The sequence below is a fragment of the Curtobacterium sp. MCLR17_042 genome (assembly GCF_003234695.1).
Taxonomy (GTDB): Bacteria; Actinomycetota; Actinomycetes; order Actinomycetales; family Microbacteriaceae; genus Curtobacterium; species Curtobacterium flaccumfaciens.
This window is the reverse complement of the sequence record NZ_QKTD01000011.1, coordinates 92,805-108,035: the sequence shown is the minus strand read 5'-3', so window position 1 is coordinate 108,035 and position 15,231 is coordinate 92,805. Positions and strand designations below refer to the sequence as shown.

At 70.3% G+C, this 15,231-nt stretch carries 15 protein-coding genes and 1 riboswitch; of the genes, 9 read left to right on the top strand and 6 right to left on the bottom strand.

What is annotated here, in order from left to right:
• Window positions 1-9 precede the first annotated feature (9 nt).
• Together DEJ02_RS12195 and DEJ02_RS12190 are read right to left on the bottom strand one after the other, a co-directional pair.
• Window positions 10-195 (bottom strand): hypothetical protein, encoded by a 186-nt coding sequence (locus DEJ02_RS12195; RefSeq protein WP_017887087.1) that lies wholly within the window; start codon window positions 193-195, stop codon window positions 10-12.
• Window positions 196-265: 70 nt separating this feature from the next.
• A complete protein-coding gene (locus DEJ02_RS12190; RefSeq protein ID WP_111033250.1) occupies window positions 266-754 on the bottom strand; it encodes a GNAT family N-acetyltransferase in 489 nt (162 codons plus the stop codon).
• Window positions 755-822: 68 nt separating this feature from the next.
• Between DEJ02_RS12190 and DEJ02_RS12185 the strand changes: the two genes are divergently transcribed.
• On the top strand, window positions 823-1,707 hold the full coding sequence (locus tag DEJ02_RS12185; protein WP_111033249.1) for a LysR substrate-binding domain-containing protein: 885 nt from the start codon (window positions 823-825) through the stop codon (window positions 1,705-1,707).
• A gap of 58 nt (window positions 1,708-1,765) precedes the next feature.
• On the opposite strand, the gene DEJ02_RS12180 is transcribed toward DEJ02_RS12185, so the two are convergent.
• From DEJ02_RS12180 to DEJ02_RS12165, 4 genes are read right to left on the bottom strand one after another with little or no spacing between them, the layout of a single operon-like run.
• Entirely contained in the window at window positions 1,766-2,020 is a 255-nt protein-coding gene (locus tag DEJ02_RS12180) for a hypothetical protein (protein WP_017887084.1), read from the bottom strand.
• Window positions 2,017-2,499: an FBP domain-containing protein gene (locus DEJ02_RS12175; protein ID WP_181440344.1), complete on the bottom strand. Its 483-nt coding sequence runs from the start codon at window positions 2,497-2,499 to the stop codon at window positions 2,017-2,019. Before DEJ02_RS12175 ends, DEJ02_RS12180 begins: the two co-directional genes overlap by 4 nt.
• Before the next feature lie 40 nt (window positions 2,500-2,539).
• The gene (locus DEJ02_RS12170) at window positions 2,540-3,277 is read right to left on the bottom strand and encodes a M48 family metalloprotease (protein ID WP_111033247.1); all 738 of its coding nucleotides are present in this window, start codon (window positions 3,275-3,277) and stop codon (window positions 2,540-2,542) included.
• Between the two features lie 13 nt (window positions 3,278-3,290).
• On the bottom strand, window positions 3,291-3,665 hold the full coding sequence (locus tag DEJ02_RS12165) for a BlaI/MecI/CopY family transcriptional regulator (RefSeq protein ID WP_111033246.1): 375 nt from the start codon (window positions 3,663-3,665) through the stop codon (window positions 3,291-3,293).
• A 298-nt stretch (window positions 3,666-3,963) separates the two neighbouring features.
• Window positions 3,964-4,069: riboswitch (glycine riboswitch) on the top strand.
• Window positions 4,070-4,118: 49 nt separating this feature from the next.
• Here DEJ02_RS12165 and gcvT point away from each other — a divergent pair.
• The 8 genes from gcvT (at window position 4,119) to DEJ02_RS12125 (ending at window position 15,099) form a co-directional block, all read left to right on the top strand.
• Window positions 4,119-5,264, top strand: coding sequence for a glycine cleavage system aminomethyltransferase GcvT (gcvT, locus tag DEJ02_RS12160; protein ID WP_111033245.1), 1,146 nt, complete (start codon window positions 4,119-4,121; stop codon window positions 5,262-5,264).
• Window positions 5,265-5,268: 4 nt separating this feature from the next.
• The gene (gene gcvH / locus DEJ02_RS12155; protein WP_017887079.1) at window positions 5,269-5,646 is read left to right on the top strand and encodes a glycine cleavage system protein GcvH; all 378 of its coding nucleotides are present in this window, start codon (window positions 5,269-5,271) and stop codon (window positions 5,644-5,646) included.
• Window positions 5,643-8,564, top strand: a complete 2,922-nt coding sequence (gene gcvP / locus DEJ02_RS12150; RefSeq protein WP_111033244.1) for an aminomethyl-transferring glycine dehydrogenase — start codon at window positions 5,643-5,645, stop codon at window positions 8,562-8,564. The genes gcvH and gcvP overlap by 4 nt, the downstream gene beginning before the upstream one ends.
• 510 nt (window positions 8,565-9,074) lie before the next feature.
• Complete coding sequence (locus DEJ02_RS12145; protein WP_110864434.1) at window positions 9,075-10,700, top strand: ABC transporter substrate-binding protein; 1,626 nt, start codon at window positions 9,075-9,077, stop codon at window positions 10,698-10,700.
• A 221-nt stretch (window positions 10,701-10,921) separates the two neighbouring features.
• Window positions 10,922-11,851 (top strand): ABC transporter permease, encoded by a 930-nt coding sequence (locus DEJ02_RS12140; RefSeq protein ID WP_111033243.1) that lies wholly within the window; start codon window positions 10,922-10,924, stop codon window positions 11,849-11,851.
• Complete coding sequence (locus tag DEJ02_RS12135; protein ID WP_071404174.1) at window positions 11,841-12,791, top strand: ABC transporter permease; 951 nt, start codon at window positions 11,841-11,843, stop codon at window positions 12,789-12,791. Before DEJ02_RS12140 ends, DEJ02_RS12135 begins: the two co-directional genes overlap by 11 nt.
• Window positions 12,788-14,530, top strand: a complete 1,743-nt coding sequence (locus DEJ02_RS12130) for an ABC transporter ATP-binding protein (protein ID WP_071404173.1) — start codon at window positions 12,788-12,790, stop codon at window positions 14,528-14,530. The genes DEJ02_RS12135 and DEJ02_RS12130 overlap by 4 nt, the downstream gene beginning before the upstream one ends.
• A 62-nt stretch (window positions 14,531-14,592) precedes the next feature.
• Window positions 14,593-15,099: a PH domain-containing protein gene (locus DEJ02_RS12125; RefSeq protein WP_071404172.1), complete on the top strand. Its 507-nt coding sequence runs from the start codon at window positions 14,593-14,595 to the stop codon at window positions 15,097-15,099.
• Window positions 15,100-15,231 lie beyond the last annotated feature (132 nt).

The following is a 15,231-nucleotide window of genomic DNA, read 5'->3' as shown; positions in this document are numbered from 1 at the left end:
CCGCCGGGGTCAGGCCACGTACTGGTTGCGGCCGACGACGCGGATGCGCAGGTCGTCGTCACGGTCCATCGCGAGGAGCTCGCGGGCCACGAACCCGACGGACGGCCACCGGGACACCTCGGTCACCATGAAGCCGTCGATGAACACCTGCCACGCGCCGGCCTCGCGGACCGCCTGCACCTCGTACGTCGCCATGCCGCGAGCGTACCGGGACCGGGCCGCCGTCAGTGCAGTTCGAACGTCGGCGCAGGTCCAACGGCGAACGTCAGTGCAGGTCGCGGGTCATGTGCACGTCGGCCCGCACGTACGGGCTCGGGGCGATCTCGTCCTCGCGCAGGTGCCGGAACCCGAACGCCTCGTACAGGTGCACGGCGCTGGCCAGTTGTGCGTTGCTCTCCAGGTCGATGCGGCGGGCGCCGAGCTCGCGTGCCCGGTCGAGCGCCGCGGCGATGAGCTTCCGCCCGGTGCCGTGCCCCTGGTGGTCGGGGGAGACCGCCATCTTCACGAGTTCGAACACGCCGGGGGTGGTGGGCACGACGCCGATGCACCCGACGACCTGGTCGTCGAGCCGGGCGACCAGGACGGCCCCGCCCCGCTCCACGACCCGGCCGACGGGATCGGAGAGGAACACGCGGTCCTCGTCCTCGAGGGTGAAGTACCGGGTGATCCAGGCCTCGTTGAGCGTGCGGAACGCCTCGGCGTCCGCGGGGGTGGCGAGGTCGGCGATGGTGACGGTGGAGGTCGCTTCGGGCATGCATCCATCCTCGATCGACGATGCAGTCACGTCCAATACTCGTTCGCGCTGATCGATAGCCTGTGTGCATGGATCGAGAACCGGACGTCGACCTCCGGCAGCTGCGGGCGTTCCTCGCCGTCGCCGACGAGCTGCACTTCGGCCGCGCGGCCGAGCAGCTGCGGATCGCCCAGCCCGCGCTGTCCCAGCAGATCCGGCGGACCGAACGCGCGCTCGGGGTCGACCTGTTCGTCCGGACCAGCCGCAGCGTCGCCCTGACCGCCGCCGGCCGGGTGCTGCAGGGCCGTGCGCGGTCGCTGCTCGGGCAGGTGCGACGGGACCTCGACGAGACGGTGCGGGTCGGGCGGGGCGAGGTCGGTCGGCTCGACGTCGGGTTCGTCGTCTCCGCCCTGCCCCTCGGCCCGATCGAACGTGTGCAGGCGTTCCGGGAGCGCTACCCCCTGGTCCGGGTCGAACTGACCGAGGGGTACTCGTCGACCCTGCTGGCACGGATCGTCCGCGGCGAACTCGACCTCGCCGTCGTCCGCGATGCCGACCCGGACCCCGCCGTGCGGCTGCTGCCGTTCCGTTCCGAGGCCTTCGTCGCCGCTGTGCCGCGCGGGCACCGCCTGGCGGACCGCGAACGCATCCGCGGCACCGAGCTGGTCGACGAGCCGTTCGTGTTCTTCCCGGCGGTCGCGGGTGCCCTGGCGACCGAGCGCAACCTCGCACCGGTCACCGCCGGTGGCCGCCGACCCGTCATCGTGCAGGAGGCCACGACCTGGGCGACCGTGCTGCACCTGGTCGGGGTGGGCCTCGGTGTCACGGTGGTGCCGGAGAGCGCCGCGCGCGCCGCACCCGACACGGTGGCGCTCCTGCCGCTCGAGGGCAGCGACCACCGCAGCGAGCTCGCCTGGGCGATGCGCGCCGACGACGACCGCGAGATCTTGCGCAACTTCGTCGCCGCGGACTGACCGAGCTGACTGACTGACTGCCTGCCCGCACGAAAGGAAGCCGTCCGGGCGTCGTCGTTCAGCCCAGCGACAGCACGGGTGCCCGGTGGTCACCGAGTTCGTCGATGCGCCACGGCCGAGCCCCGCGCAACGTCAGGCCGAGCTGCACGAGCACGAACCCGACGTGCGGCTCGACGTCGGGGTCCCACGGCCCCTCGACGCCCAGACCGAACGCGCCGAGTTCGTCGTCGGCCTCGTCCCGCAGCGTCAGCCGCCACCGGCCGTCGCCGAGCTCCTCGACCACGGCCCAGCGGGCGGTGCCGAACCGGCTCACGCCGTCTTGGTGATGTCCGCGGTGAAGTTCTGCACGCGCTGCAACAGGGAGGCACCACGCATCGCGATGGTCGCCGGCGGGTTCAGGTGCGGGGGCGCGGTGCGGATCAGCATCGGGCACCCGAGGTCTTCGCAGATGTACGTGCCGATCGTGTTGCCGTTGCGCCCGGACTCACCGGCACGCGCTGCGGAGAACAGCCGGACCTGGGTCGCGGGCTGCGGCGAGTGGCAGAACGAGCACATCGCTGCGATGCCGGGGCGCAGCGAGCCACCGGCGGACCGGACGACGATGCCCACGGGGCGCTCGTCGAGCCAGGACACGATGTACCCGCGGCGCGCGGCCTGCGGGTCGCGCCAGCCCAGGAACTCGCGTTCGTCCCAGAGTGTCTCGTGCAGGCCCGGGATGGGCAGCTGTGCGAGTTCGTCGGGGGTGGCGTTCACGAACGACGATCGGATGTCGGCTTCGGTCAGTGGCTTCACGGTCCGATCACCATATGCCTCGCCCCCGACACATGGTGCGTCACGACAGCCTGGAGGCGCGGATCGCGCCGAGCGCGCTGCTCCCGTCCGCCACCAGCACCGCCCGGCGCAGGGCGTCGCGTCCGACGCGACGGGCCGCCGCGTCGTCCGCGGCGAACTCCACGAGCACACGCGTCGACCGCGCCATGGCGCGCGCACCTGGCACCCACGGGACCGCACGTTCGATCGATTCCGCGACCGCGACCGCAGCCGCGTGGTGCTGGGTCAGGTGGGCGCGTTCGTGGGCGACCACGGCCTCCAGTTCGTCGGTGCGCAACCGGTCTGCCAAGCCGGTGCTGACGAGGACACCACCGCTCCGACCCGGCACGGCGCACGCCAGTGCGTGGTCGGCCTCGACGACGGCGACGGGGGTGCCGTCGATCTCGCGGTGCGGGGCGACACCGGAACGCATCGCCTGCCGGACGGCCTCGTGTTCCGGGCCGGGGCGCACCCGGACCGCGACGACGAACGCGACGACCCCGAGCAGCGCGACGCCGACGTTGAAGCCGTGCGTGGGGGAGCCGCCCCCGCCGAACAGCTCGGTGACCGGACGGTCCGCGAGCACCACGAGGGTGATGCCGACCACGAAGCCGACGACGCCGAGCAGGACCGCGACCGACCAGCAGACCAGCGCGGTGCGGGGCAGGTCGATCGTCCAGGCGGAACGGGTCAGGACCCGGGGTGCGAACACCACCACCGCGAGTGCGAGGACGATGAGCGCGATGCCGGCGACGACCACGGTGCGCAGCCGGTCAGGAGCGGGCGCGGGCGTCGAGGGCGCGGCGCAGGGCCTCGAGGTCGTCCGAGGCGAGCGAGCCGGTGAACTGCAGCAGTGCGGCCTCACGGTCGGACGACGCGGCCAGCGCGCTCGACATCAGCGACGCGGTCTGCTCGTCACGACTGTGCACGGCGCGGAACGTCAGGGGAGCGTCGTCGTGCTGCTCCCGTTCCACCTGGCCCTTGCGGCCGAGTCGGTCGAGCACGGTGAGGACGGTCGTCAGCGCGGGGCGGGGCTCCGCGAACGCGTCGAGCACCTGGCGCGCGGTGAGCCCGGCGTCGGCGGAGCGGAGGGCGTCGAGCACCGCCTGCTCCAGCTGCCCGCGCGGGCGCGATCGTTTTCCGGCCATCCCCGCATTCTACGAGATGTCGAAGGCTCGCTCGCGACACACGCTCGAAACGCGGCCTCGGTATGCTCGTCGCGGACAACTGAACACACCGGCCGTTCATCCGTCGCGGGAGACGCCGTGCACGTACCTCCGGGTACATCGTGCCTCTGGGTACATCGTGCCTCTGGGTACATCGTGCCTCTGGGTACACCGTGCCTCTGGGTACACCGTGCCTCTGGGTACACCGTGCCCTCGGGCGCACGCACGGCACCGAAGGAGCAATCCCCCCGTCAATCTCTCAGGTCCCACACCGCAGCGGACAGGCCACTCTGAAAAGCAGACGCTCGGTCGTCTCGCCCACGGTGAAAGCCGCCGGACCTCACGGGCCGCGGTGAAACTCTCAGGCCCATGACAGAGGGGGAGTTCCACCCGGCGATCGTCGCCGGGCCCTGCCGATGCCAGGAGAACTCCGCCATGAGTCCGTCCCCACTGCCCACGCCGGGTCAGCGTTCGTCGCCGCTCGAAGCCGTGCACGAGGCCGCCGGTGCGACCTTCACCGACTTCGCCGGGTACCGCATGCCCGTGCGCTACTCGTCGGACCTCGCCGAGCACCACGCCGTGCGCGAGGCCGCCGGCGTCTTCGACCTGTCGCACATGGCCGAGATCGGGGTGACCGGCAGCGATGCCGTCGCCTTCCTCGACCACGCGCTCGCCGGCTCCTTCGGCACGATGCCGATCGGCCGCGCCAAGTACTCGCTGCTGCTCGCCGAGGACGGCGGGATCCTCGACGACCTCGTCGTGTACCGGACCGACGACGACGTCTTCCTCGTCGTCGCGAACGCGTCCAACCGCGACGTGGCCGTCACCGCGCTCACCGCCCGGGCCGACGGCTTCGACGTCGAGGTCTCCGACGACTCCGACACCACGGCCCTCGTCGCGATCCAGGGCCCCGCGGCTGCCGGCACGCTCGACGCGCTCGTCGTCGCCGACCGCCTGCAGCCCGAGACCCCGCTCGACGAACTCGGCTACTACCGCGTGCTGCACGCGCTGTTCGACGGTGCCGACGTGCTCGTCGCGCGGACCGGGTACACCGGCGAGGACGGCTTCGAGGTCTACACCGACCCGGACACCGCCCCGGTGCTCTGGGACGCCCTGCTCGAGGCCGGCGCCGACCGCGGGGTCGTCCCCGCCGGGCTCGCCGCACGCGACACCCTGCGACTCGAGGCAGGCATGCCCCTCTACGGGCACGAGCTCGGCACCGACGTCCGTCCGGCCCAGGCCGGCCTCGGCCGCGTCGTCGCGAAGGACGGCGACTTCGTCGGTGCGGCCGGCGTCACCCCGTCCGCGGACGCCCGCGTGCTCGTCGGTCTGGTGACCGAAGGCCGCCGTGCTCCCCGAGCCGGCTACGACGTCGTGCTCGACGGCACGGTCGTCGGCACCGTGACCTCGGGCGCGCTCTCGCCGACGCTCGGCCACCCCGTCGCGATGGCCTTCGTCGACCCGGCCGCGCTCGCCGCCGTGTCGGACGGGGCACAGGTCCTCCACATCGACGTCCGCGGGACTGCCGTCCCCAGCGCCGTCTCCGCGTTCCCCTTCTACCGCCGCGCCTCGAAAGGCTGACCCCATGACCGACCAGACCGCACTCCAGTACACGGCCGACCACGAGTGGCTGCTCGTCGAGGGCGACACCGTCACCGTCGGCATCACCGACCACGCCGCCGAGCAGCTCGGTGACGTCGTCTACGTCGAGCTCCCCGCCGTCGGCACCGCCACCACCGCCGGCGACCAGATCGGCGAGATCGAGTCGACCAAGAGCGTCGGCGAGCTCTTCGCCCCGATCGAGGGCGAGGTCGTCGAGGTCAACGACGCCGTCGTCGACACCCCCGACACCGTCAACCAGGACCCGTTCGGTGCCGGCTGGCTCGTGAAGATCAAGGTCGACGGCACCTCGTTCCCCGAGGACCTGATGGACCACGACGCGTACCGGGCCTCCATCGCATGACCGCGTTCGAGAACCTCCAGACGTCCTTCGCCGACCGCCACATCGGCACCACCCCGGCCGACCAGCAGGCCATGCTCGACGTCGTCGGGCAGCCGTCGCTCGACGCCCTGGTCCGTGCGGCGATCCCGGAGTCCATCCACGTCGGCCCCGTCGCCGACTCGGTGATCCCGGCCGCCGTCGGCGAGACCGAGGCGCTCGCCGAACTCCGCGCCAAGGCCGGCCGCAACACCGTCCGGCGCGCCATGATCGGCCTCGGCTACCACGGCACCCACACGCCCGCGGTGATCCAGCGCAACGTGCTCGAGAACCCGAGCTGGTACACGGCGTACACGCCCTACCAGCCGGAGATCTCGCAGGGCCGCCTCGAAGCACTCATCAACTTCCAGACGATGGTGTCCGACCTGACCGGCATGGCCACCGCCGGCGCCTCGATGCTCGACGAGGGCACCGCAGTGGTCGAGGGCATGCTCCTCGCCCGCCGCGCGTCCAAGGTCAAGGGCGACGCGTTCCTCGTCGACGCCGACCTGCTGCCGCAGACCCGTGCGCTGCTCGACCACCGTGCCGACGCCGTGGGCATCACGCTGCGCGCGTTCGACGCTGCCGCCGGCCCGAGCGACGACCAGCTCGACGGCGCGTTCGGCGTCATCCTGCAGTACCCCGGCGCCTCGGGCCGCATCGTCGACCCGTCGTCCGTCATCGAGCGGGTCCACTCCGGCGGCGGCATCGCCGTCGTCGCAGCCGACCTGCTCGCGATGACCCTGCTCGCCAGCCCCGGCGACCTGGGTGCCGACGTGGCCGTCGGGACGAGCCAGCGCTTCGGCGTCCCGCTCGGCTTCGGTGGCCCGCACGCCGGTTACCTCGCGGTGCGCTCCGGCCTCGAGCGTCAGCTCCCCGGTCGCCTGGTCGGGGTGTCCTTCGACGCCGACGGCCAGATGGCCTACCGCCTCAGCCTGCAGACCCGCGAACAGCACATCCGCCGCGAGAAGGCGACGAGCAACATCTGCACCGCGCAGGTCCTGCTCGCCGTGATGGCCTCGATGTACGCGGTCTACCACGGGCCCGAGGGCCTGCGGTTCATCGCCGGCCGGGTCGCACGCACCACCGGTGCGCTCGCCGCCGTGGCGCGTGACGCCGGGGTCGAGGTCGTGCACGACGCATTCTTCGACACGCTCGCCCTGCGGGCCGTCGGTCGCGCCGAGGCGATCGTCGCGGCAGCGCAGGACGCCGGCTACCTGCTGCACGTCGTGGACGCCGACACGTTCCAGCTGTCCGTCGACGAGACGACCACGCCCGACGACGTCGCGGCGCTGGCAGGCGTGCTCGGGGCGGTGGACGTGACCGTCCCCGCGACCGAGACCGCCGTGCGCGACGCGGCCACGGGCCTCCCGGCCGCCCTGCAGCGTGAGAGCGACTACCTGACGCACCCCGTGTTCAGCGCACACCGCAGCGAGACCCGCATGATGCGGTACCTCAAGCACCTGTCCGACAAGGACTACGCGCTCGACCGCGGCATGATCCCGCTCGGCAGCTGCACGATGAAGCTCAACGCGGCGACCGAGATGGCCGCCGTGACCTGGCCGGAGTTCGCGAACATCCACCCGTTCGCACCGCGCGAGGACGTCGAGGGGTACCTCGACATGATCGGCGACCTCGAGTCGTGGCTCGCCGAGGTCACCGGCTACGACACCGTGTCCCTGCAGCCGAACGCCGGCAGCCAGGGTGAGCTCGCAGGCCTGCTGGCCATCCGCGGGTACCACCAGGCTCGTGGCGACGAGGACCGGACGGTCTGCCTCATCCCGTCGAGCGCGCACGGCACGAACGCCGCGTCCGCCGTGCTCGCCGGCATGAAGGTCGTCGTGGTGGCCTGCGACGAGAACGGCAACGTCGACCTCGAGGACCTCCGGGCCCGTGTCGCCGCCCACGCCGACACCCTCGCGGCCCTGATGATCACGTACCCGTCCACCCACGGCGTCTACGAGCACGACATCCGCGAGATCTGCGACGCCGTGCACGACGCAGGCGGCCAGGTCTACGTCGACGGCGCGAACCTCAACGCGTTGCTCGGCCACGCCCGCTTCGGTGACTTCGGGGGCGACGTGTCGCACCTCAACCTGCACAAGACCTTCTGCATCCCGCACGGCGGTGGCGGCCCCGGCGTGGGACCCGTCGCCGCGAAGGCACACCTGGCACCGTTCCTGCCCGGCCACCCGTTCGCGCAGCAGGCCGACCGGCGCTCCGGCGCGACCGCTGCCGAGGCGGACGACCGCCTGGCCCACGCCGGCGGCCCGGTCAGTGCGGCGCCGTACGGCAGTCCGAGCATCCTGCCGATCACGTGGACCTACGTCCGGATGATGGGGCTCGAGGGCCTCACCCGTGCGACCGAGGCCGCGGTCCTCGGGGCGAACTACATCGCTGCTCGTCTGCGCGACGCGTTCCCCGTGCTGTACACGGGCGACGACGGACTGGTCGCGCACGAGTGCATCCTCGACCTCCGCCCGCTGCGGGACGCCACCGGCATCACGGTGGACGACGTCGCGAAGCGCCTGGTCGACTACGGGTTCCACGCGCCGACGATGTCGTTCCCGGTGGCGAGCACGCTCATGGTCGAACCGACCGAGAGCGAGGACCTCGCCGAGCTCGACCGCTTCGTCGACGCCATGCTCGCGATCCGGGCCGAAGCCGCGGCGGTCGAGCGCGGGGAGTGGCCGGCGGACGACAACCCGCTCGTGCACGCGCCGCACACCGCCTCGTCGGTGATCTCGGGGGAGTGGGCGCACGCCTACACCCGCGAGCAGGCCGTCTACCCGCTGCCGGGCATCAGCGGCCGGAAGTACTGGCCGCCGGTGCGTCGCATCGACCAGGCGTACGGGGACCGCAACCTGGTGTGCGCGTGCCCGCCGATCGAGGCGTTCGCCTGATCCCGACCAGCGCCGACACCCTCGTCGTCGCCCTGCGCCCCGTGCCCCGTCCGGTCCTCCGGGCGGGGCACGGTCGTGTCCGGCGGCCGGCACGGTCCCGCCCCGGGCGGTCACGACACCCCGCTCAGTTCCGCCGAGCGGTCACGAACCGTCGTCCGGACCCGCTCCCACCGACAGTTCGTGACCACTCGGCGCGCCACCCACGGCATGTCCGGACCGCTCGACGCAGCCCCTGAGCCGTACCCCTGAGCGATGCTCGGCCGTCCCCCGACTTGCACAGAAGTGTGACGGAGTGCAATGGATTTCATGCGGATGCAACAAAAACGCACCCTTCACCAGCACGCGCGCGAATGTTGCATCTTGTCGCAAGGATCGTGCAAGTTGGTTACCGGCGTGTAACCGTTCGCCCCTGGGTTTGGACGCCGCTGTTCACCTTGCCTACGCTGCAAAGGTCAAACGCGCCCGGGCGACACCGCTGTGCCCTGCGCGTCCCATGCACCAGGAGGAACCTTGATCAAGAAGCGCGCCGGGCTTTCCGCCCTCGCCGTGCTCGGGGCCACAGCACTCGCCCTGACCGCCTGCTCCAGCAACAGCTCCGACGGGGGTGGCTCGGGCTCGGCGAACGCGTCCGGGATCGTCACCACCAACGGCAGCGAACCCCAGAACCCGCTGATCCCGTCGAACACCACCGAGACCGGTGGCGGCAAGATCATCGACTCGCTCTTCGAGGGCCTCGTCTCGTACGACGCCGACGGCAAGCCGGTCAACGAGGTCGCCAAGAGCATCGACACCGATGACTCGAAGACGTTCGACATCACGCTGAACACCGGCTACACCTTCACCAACGGCGAGAAGGTCACGGCCGAGTCGTTCACCAAGGCGTGGAACTGGGCAGCCCAGAAGTCGAACGCCCAGGGCGCCAGCTACTTCTTCGAGAACATCGAGGGCTACAACGCCGACAAGGACTCCGAGCTCACCGGCCTCAAGGTCGTGGACGACGACGAGTTCACCGTCACGCTGAAGTCGGCGCAGTCCGACTTCCCGCTGTCGCTCGGCTACTCGGCGTTCGTGCCGCTCCCGTCGGCGTTCTACGACGACACCAAGGCCTTCGGTGAGAACCCGATCGGCAACGGTCCGTACAAGCTCGACGGCAAGAAGGCCTGGACGCACAACCAGTCCATCAAGCTCGTCACCAACAAGGACTACGAGGGCAAGCGCAAGCCGAAGAACGGTGGTCTGACGATCACGTTCTACGCCTCGCAGGACACCGCGTACTCCGACGCCCAGGGCGGCAACCTCGACGTCCTCGACGCCGTGCCGGACAGCGCGTTCAAGACCTACAAGTCCGACTTCCCGGACTCGAACGTCAACCAGCCCGCCGCGATCTTCCAGGCGATCTACCTGCCCTACTACCTCGACCACTGGAAGGGTGAAGAGGGCAAGCTGCGTCGCGAGGCCGTCTCGATGGCGATCAACCGCAAGCAGATCACCGACAAGATCTTCGACGGCACCCGCACCCCGGCCAAGGACTTCACCTCCCCGGTGATCGCCGGCTGGAACGACGACCTCGACGGTTCGGACGTCCTGGACTACGACGAGTCCGAGGCCAAGAAGCTCTGGGCCGAGGCCGACAAGATCTCGAAGTACGACGACACGCTCACCATCACGTACAACGCCGATGGTGGCCACGAGGCCTGGGTGACCGCGGTCACGAACTCGATCTCGAACACGCTCGGCATCAAGGCCGAGGGCAACGCGATCCCGACGTTCCAGGAAGCCCTGGACCTCCAGACGAACGACAAGCTCACGGGCGGCAGCCGCACCGGTTGGCAGGCCGACTACCCGTCGCTGTACAACTTCCTCGGCCCGACCATGGGTGAGGGCTCGTCGAACAACTACTCGCGGTACGACTCCAAGGAGTACAACGAGCTGCTCGCCAAGGGCCGTTCGGCTGCGACCGTCGAAGAGGGCAACAAGTCCTTCGACCAGGCACAGGAACTCCTGTTCGAGGACCTGCCCGAGATCCCGCTCTGGTACTCCAACGTGACCGGTGTCTGGAACGCGGACAACGTGTCGAACGTCAAGTTCGGCTGGAACTCGGTGCCGCTGTACTACGACATCGAGGTCAAGAACTGATCCAGGTCTCCTAGAGACCGAAGCGCGAGCAGGTATCCTGCTTCGCGATCACCGGACGGGGGTTCGGGGACCGCACAGGTCCCCGAACCCCCGTACCACGGTGGCAACACCCCCACACAGCGGGCGCCCTCCCGCACCGGACATCCGTGCCGACCCTCGGACCGTCCACCCCTCACCACAATGAACCTGATCGACATCGCTCCGGACCGGGCAGTGATCTGATGCTCTGGTACCTCGGCAAGCGCCTCCTGCAACTCATCCCCGTGTTCTTCGGGGCCACGTTCCTCATCTACTTCCTGGTCTTCTCGCTGCCCGGCGACCCGATCGCCGCGCTGTTCGGCGACCGGCAGCCGTCGCCGCAGGTCATCGAGACGCTGCGTCAGCAGTACAACCTCGACAAGCCGTTCATCGTGCAGTACCTGCTCTGGATCGGCGGCGTGTTCCGCGGCGACCTCGGCGTGACCTACTCGGGTCTGCCGGTCAGCCAGCAGCTCGCATCGGCCTTCCCGATCACCGCGCGCCTGGCGCTCCTCGCGCTCGTGTTCGAGGCCGTCGCCGGCATCGTCGTCGGCGTCGTCGCGGGTCTGCGCAAGGGCAAGCTGTTCGACGCCACCGCGCTCGTCGTGTCGCTCCTGCTCATCTCGGTGCCGACCTTCGTCGTCGGGTTCGTGCTGCAGTACGTCTTCGGCATCAAGCTCGGGCTGTTCCGGGTCACGGTGTCCGGCGAGGCGCCGTGGAGCGAACTCGTCCTGCCGGCGATCGTCCTCGCCTCGGTCTCGTTCGCGTACATCGTGCGTCTGACCCGGGCCAGCGTCGCCGAGAACATGAGCGCCGACTTCGTGCGCACCGCCACGGCCAAGGGCCTGCCCCGCCGTCGTGTCGTCGGCGTGCACATCTTCCGGAACTCGCTCATCCCCGTGGTGACCTACCTGGGCGTCGACATCGGCAACCTGATGGTCGGCGCGATCGTGACCGAGGGCATCTTCAACATCAACGGTGTCGGCGGCACGGTGTTCCGCGCCGTCAAGCTCGGCGAAGGCCCGACGGTGGTCTCCTTCGTCGCCGTGATGGTCATCATCTTCATGCTCGCCAACCTCCTGGTGGACCTGCTCTACGCCGTCCTGGACCCGAGGATCCGCTATGCCAAGTAACGCCGCACCCCGCTCGGCGACGCACTACGTCGCCCCGCTCGAAGAAACCCCCCTGCAGGCGGTCGACCAGGTCAACGAGGACGAGAAGACCCGTTCCCTGTGGACCGATGCCTGGGAGTCCATGCGGACCCGCCCGACGTTCTGGATCTCCTCGATCCTGATCCTGCTGATCATCGTCGTCGCGGTCTTCCCGGGGCTCTTCGCCCACGTCGACCCGCGCGCGTCGAACCTCGACAACAGCGACGGCGGACCCGAGGCCGGGCACATCCTCGGCTTCACGCGTCAGGGCTCGGACGTCTACGCCCGCGTGATCTGGGGTGCCCAGAACTCGCTCATCGTCGGCATCGTCGCGACGATCCTGGTGTCGATCGTCGGCATCGTGATCGGTTCCCTGGCCGGCTTCTACGGCGGCTGGCTCGACACGATCGTGTCCCGCATCGGTGACATCTTCTTCTCGATCCCCACCGTCCTCGGTGCGATCGTGATCATGTCGGTCATCCCCGCGCGGAACGCGATCACCGTCGCGCTCGTCCTCGCCGCGTTCGCGTGGCCGCAGATCGCCCGCATCATGCGTGGCGCCGTGCTGAGCGCCAAGCAGGCCGACTACGTCATGGCGTCGGCGGCCCTGGGTGTCAACCGGTTCCGGACGCTCGTGCGCCACGTCATCCCGAACTCGCTGGCTCCGGTCATCGTGGTCGCGACCGTGTCGCTCGGCACGTTCATCGTCGCCGAGGCGACGCTGTCGTTCCTCGGCATCGGTCTGCCGCCGTCGGCCCTGAGCTGGGGCCTCGACATCGGCACCGCCCAGACGTCGATCCGCACGAACCCGTCGACGATCTTCTGGCCGTCGGCAGCCCTGTCCATCACCGTGCTCGCGTTCCTGCTCCTCGGTGACGTGGTGCGCGACGCGCTCGACCCGAAGGCGAGGGCCCGCCGATGAGCGAGACACTGACCCAGACGAACAGCAGCCGCACCGGCGGTTCCGGCGCCCCGCTGCTCGAGATCACCGACCTGCAGGTCGGCTTCAAGACCCAGAGCGGCCTCGTGCAGGCCGTCCGCGGCGTCAACCTCACCCTCGAGCAGGGCGAGCGCCTGGCCATCGTCGGCGAGTCCGGTTCGGGCAAGTCGACGAGCGCCCAGGCGATCATCAAGCTGCTCCCCGGCACCGGTGAGGTCACCGGTGGCTCGATCAAGTTCAACGGGCGCGAGCTCGTCGGGCTGAGCGACAAGGAGATGTCGGAGATCCGCGGGAAGGAGATCGGCTACGTCCCCCAGGACCCGATGTCGAACCTCAACCCGCTGTGGTCGATCGGCTTCCAGGTCGAAGAGGCGATCCGTGCGAACGGCATGGCGACCGGCAAGAAGGCGGTCCGTGACCGTGCCGTCGAGGTCCTGCAGGAGGCCGGCCTCGGCGACGCCTCGACCCGCCTGAAGCAGTACCCGCACGAGTTCTCCGGCGGCATGCGCCAGCGCGTGCTCATCGGTATCGGTCTGTCGAGCCGCCCGCAGCTGCTCATCGCCGACGAGCCGACGAGCGCGCTCGACGTCACCGTCCAGCGCGTCATCCTCGACCACCTCGAGAGCCTGACCCGCGACTTCGGCACCTCGGTGCTGTTCATCACGCACGACCTCGGCCTCGCCGCCGAGCGTGCCGAGAAGCTCGTCGTGATGTACAAGGGCCAGGTCGTCGAGGCCGGTCCCTCGAAGGAGATCCTGGCCAACCCGCAGCACCCGTACACGCAGCGGCTCGTCGCGGCGGCCCCGTCGCTGGCCAGCCGTCGCATCCAGTCGAAGGTGCAGCACGCACGCGTCGACATCGCCGACGCCGGCAACGACGACGCCGAGCTGATCGCCCGGGCCCAGGAGCGCGAGCACCGTCCGGCCGAGGACCTCATCGTGGTGAAGAACCTCGAGAAGGTCTACAAGCTGCGCGGCAAGAGCCTCGCCACCCGCGAGCTCAAGGCCGTCGACGACGTGTCGTTCTCGATCCAGAAGGGCACCACCACGGCGCTCGTCGGCGAGTCCGGTTCGGGCAAGTCGACCGTCGCGAAGCTGGTGCTGCAGCTCGAGAGCATCACGAGCGGCACCGTGCAGTTCGACGGCATCGACATCGGCGCGCTGAAGGGCAAGGACCTCTTCGACTTCCGCCGCCGCGTGCAGCCGGTGTTCCAGGACCCGTACGGCTCCCTGGACCCGATGTACAACGTCGGGAACACGATCGCCGAGCCGCTCGCCACGCACAAGGTGGGCGACAAGGCCTCGCGTCGCGCCCGGGTGCTGGAGCTGCTCGACCAGGTCGCGCTGCCGAAGTCGATGGTGAACCGCTACCCGAACGAGCTGTCCGGTGGCCAGCGACAGCGCATCGCCGTCGCGCGAGCACTGGCGCTCAAGCCGGAGGTCATCGTCCTCGACGAGGCCGTCTCCGCGCTCGACGTGCTCGTGCAGGGGCAGATCCTCGACCTGCTCACCGAGCTGCAGACCGAGCTCGGCCTGACGTACCTGTTCATCACGCACGACCTCGCGGTCGTCCGCCTCGTCGCGGACAACGTGTGCGTCATGCGCCGTGGGCAGATCGTCGAGAAGGCGACGACCGACGAGGTCTTCGCCGCCCCGAAGGAGCAGTACACGAAGGACCTCCTGGCCGCCATCCCCGGCGCCGGGTTCGAGTTCGGACGCTGATCCACCTGGACACGAACGAGGCCGGACGCCCCGTCGTCCTCCGCGCTGGTCGCGGGGGCGCGGTGGCGTCCGGCCTCGTCGCCGTCCTGGGCCTGTTCCTGCTCGGCGATGCGGCGTTCCGGGGGAGCTGGGACGTCGTCCTCCGTGCCGCCGGCCCGATCGCCGTGCTCGTCTGGGCGCTCTGGGTCCTGACCTACCGTCCGTGCATCGTCATCGACGAGCGCGCGGTCACCGTGGTCAACCCGCTCCGCCGCACCGTGGTGCCGTGGCAGGCCGTCGCCGACGTCCGGCTCCGCTGGCAGATCGTGATCGAGACGGTCGCCGGCCGGAAGGTCCAGTGCTGGGGCGGGCCGTCGCTGCCGCGGCCGAAACCGGCCCGGCGCGGTGAGCGGGCCGTCCTGCGACAGCCCGACGAGATGACGGTGCTGCTCGACCGCTGGTCCGAGCACCGCGACGGCACCGGCGCCGGCGACGCCGTGCGCGGCTGGGACGTGCCGGCCCTGGCGGTCGGCGCAGCGGCGCTGGCGCTGCTCGCCGCCTCGCTGCTCAGCCTGTGGCTCGGAGCCTGACGCGGCTCGCGATCGCGACCACACGACGGACGGGAGGCCCGGTGCCAGCTGGTACCGGGCCTCCCGTCCGTCCGCTGGTCACGTCCACTGCCGCGCTCGGTGAGCAGGAATGGTCGAGTCCGCGGACGGGAC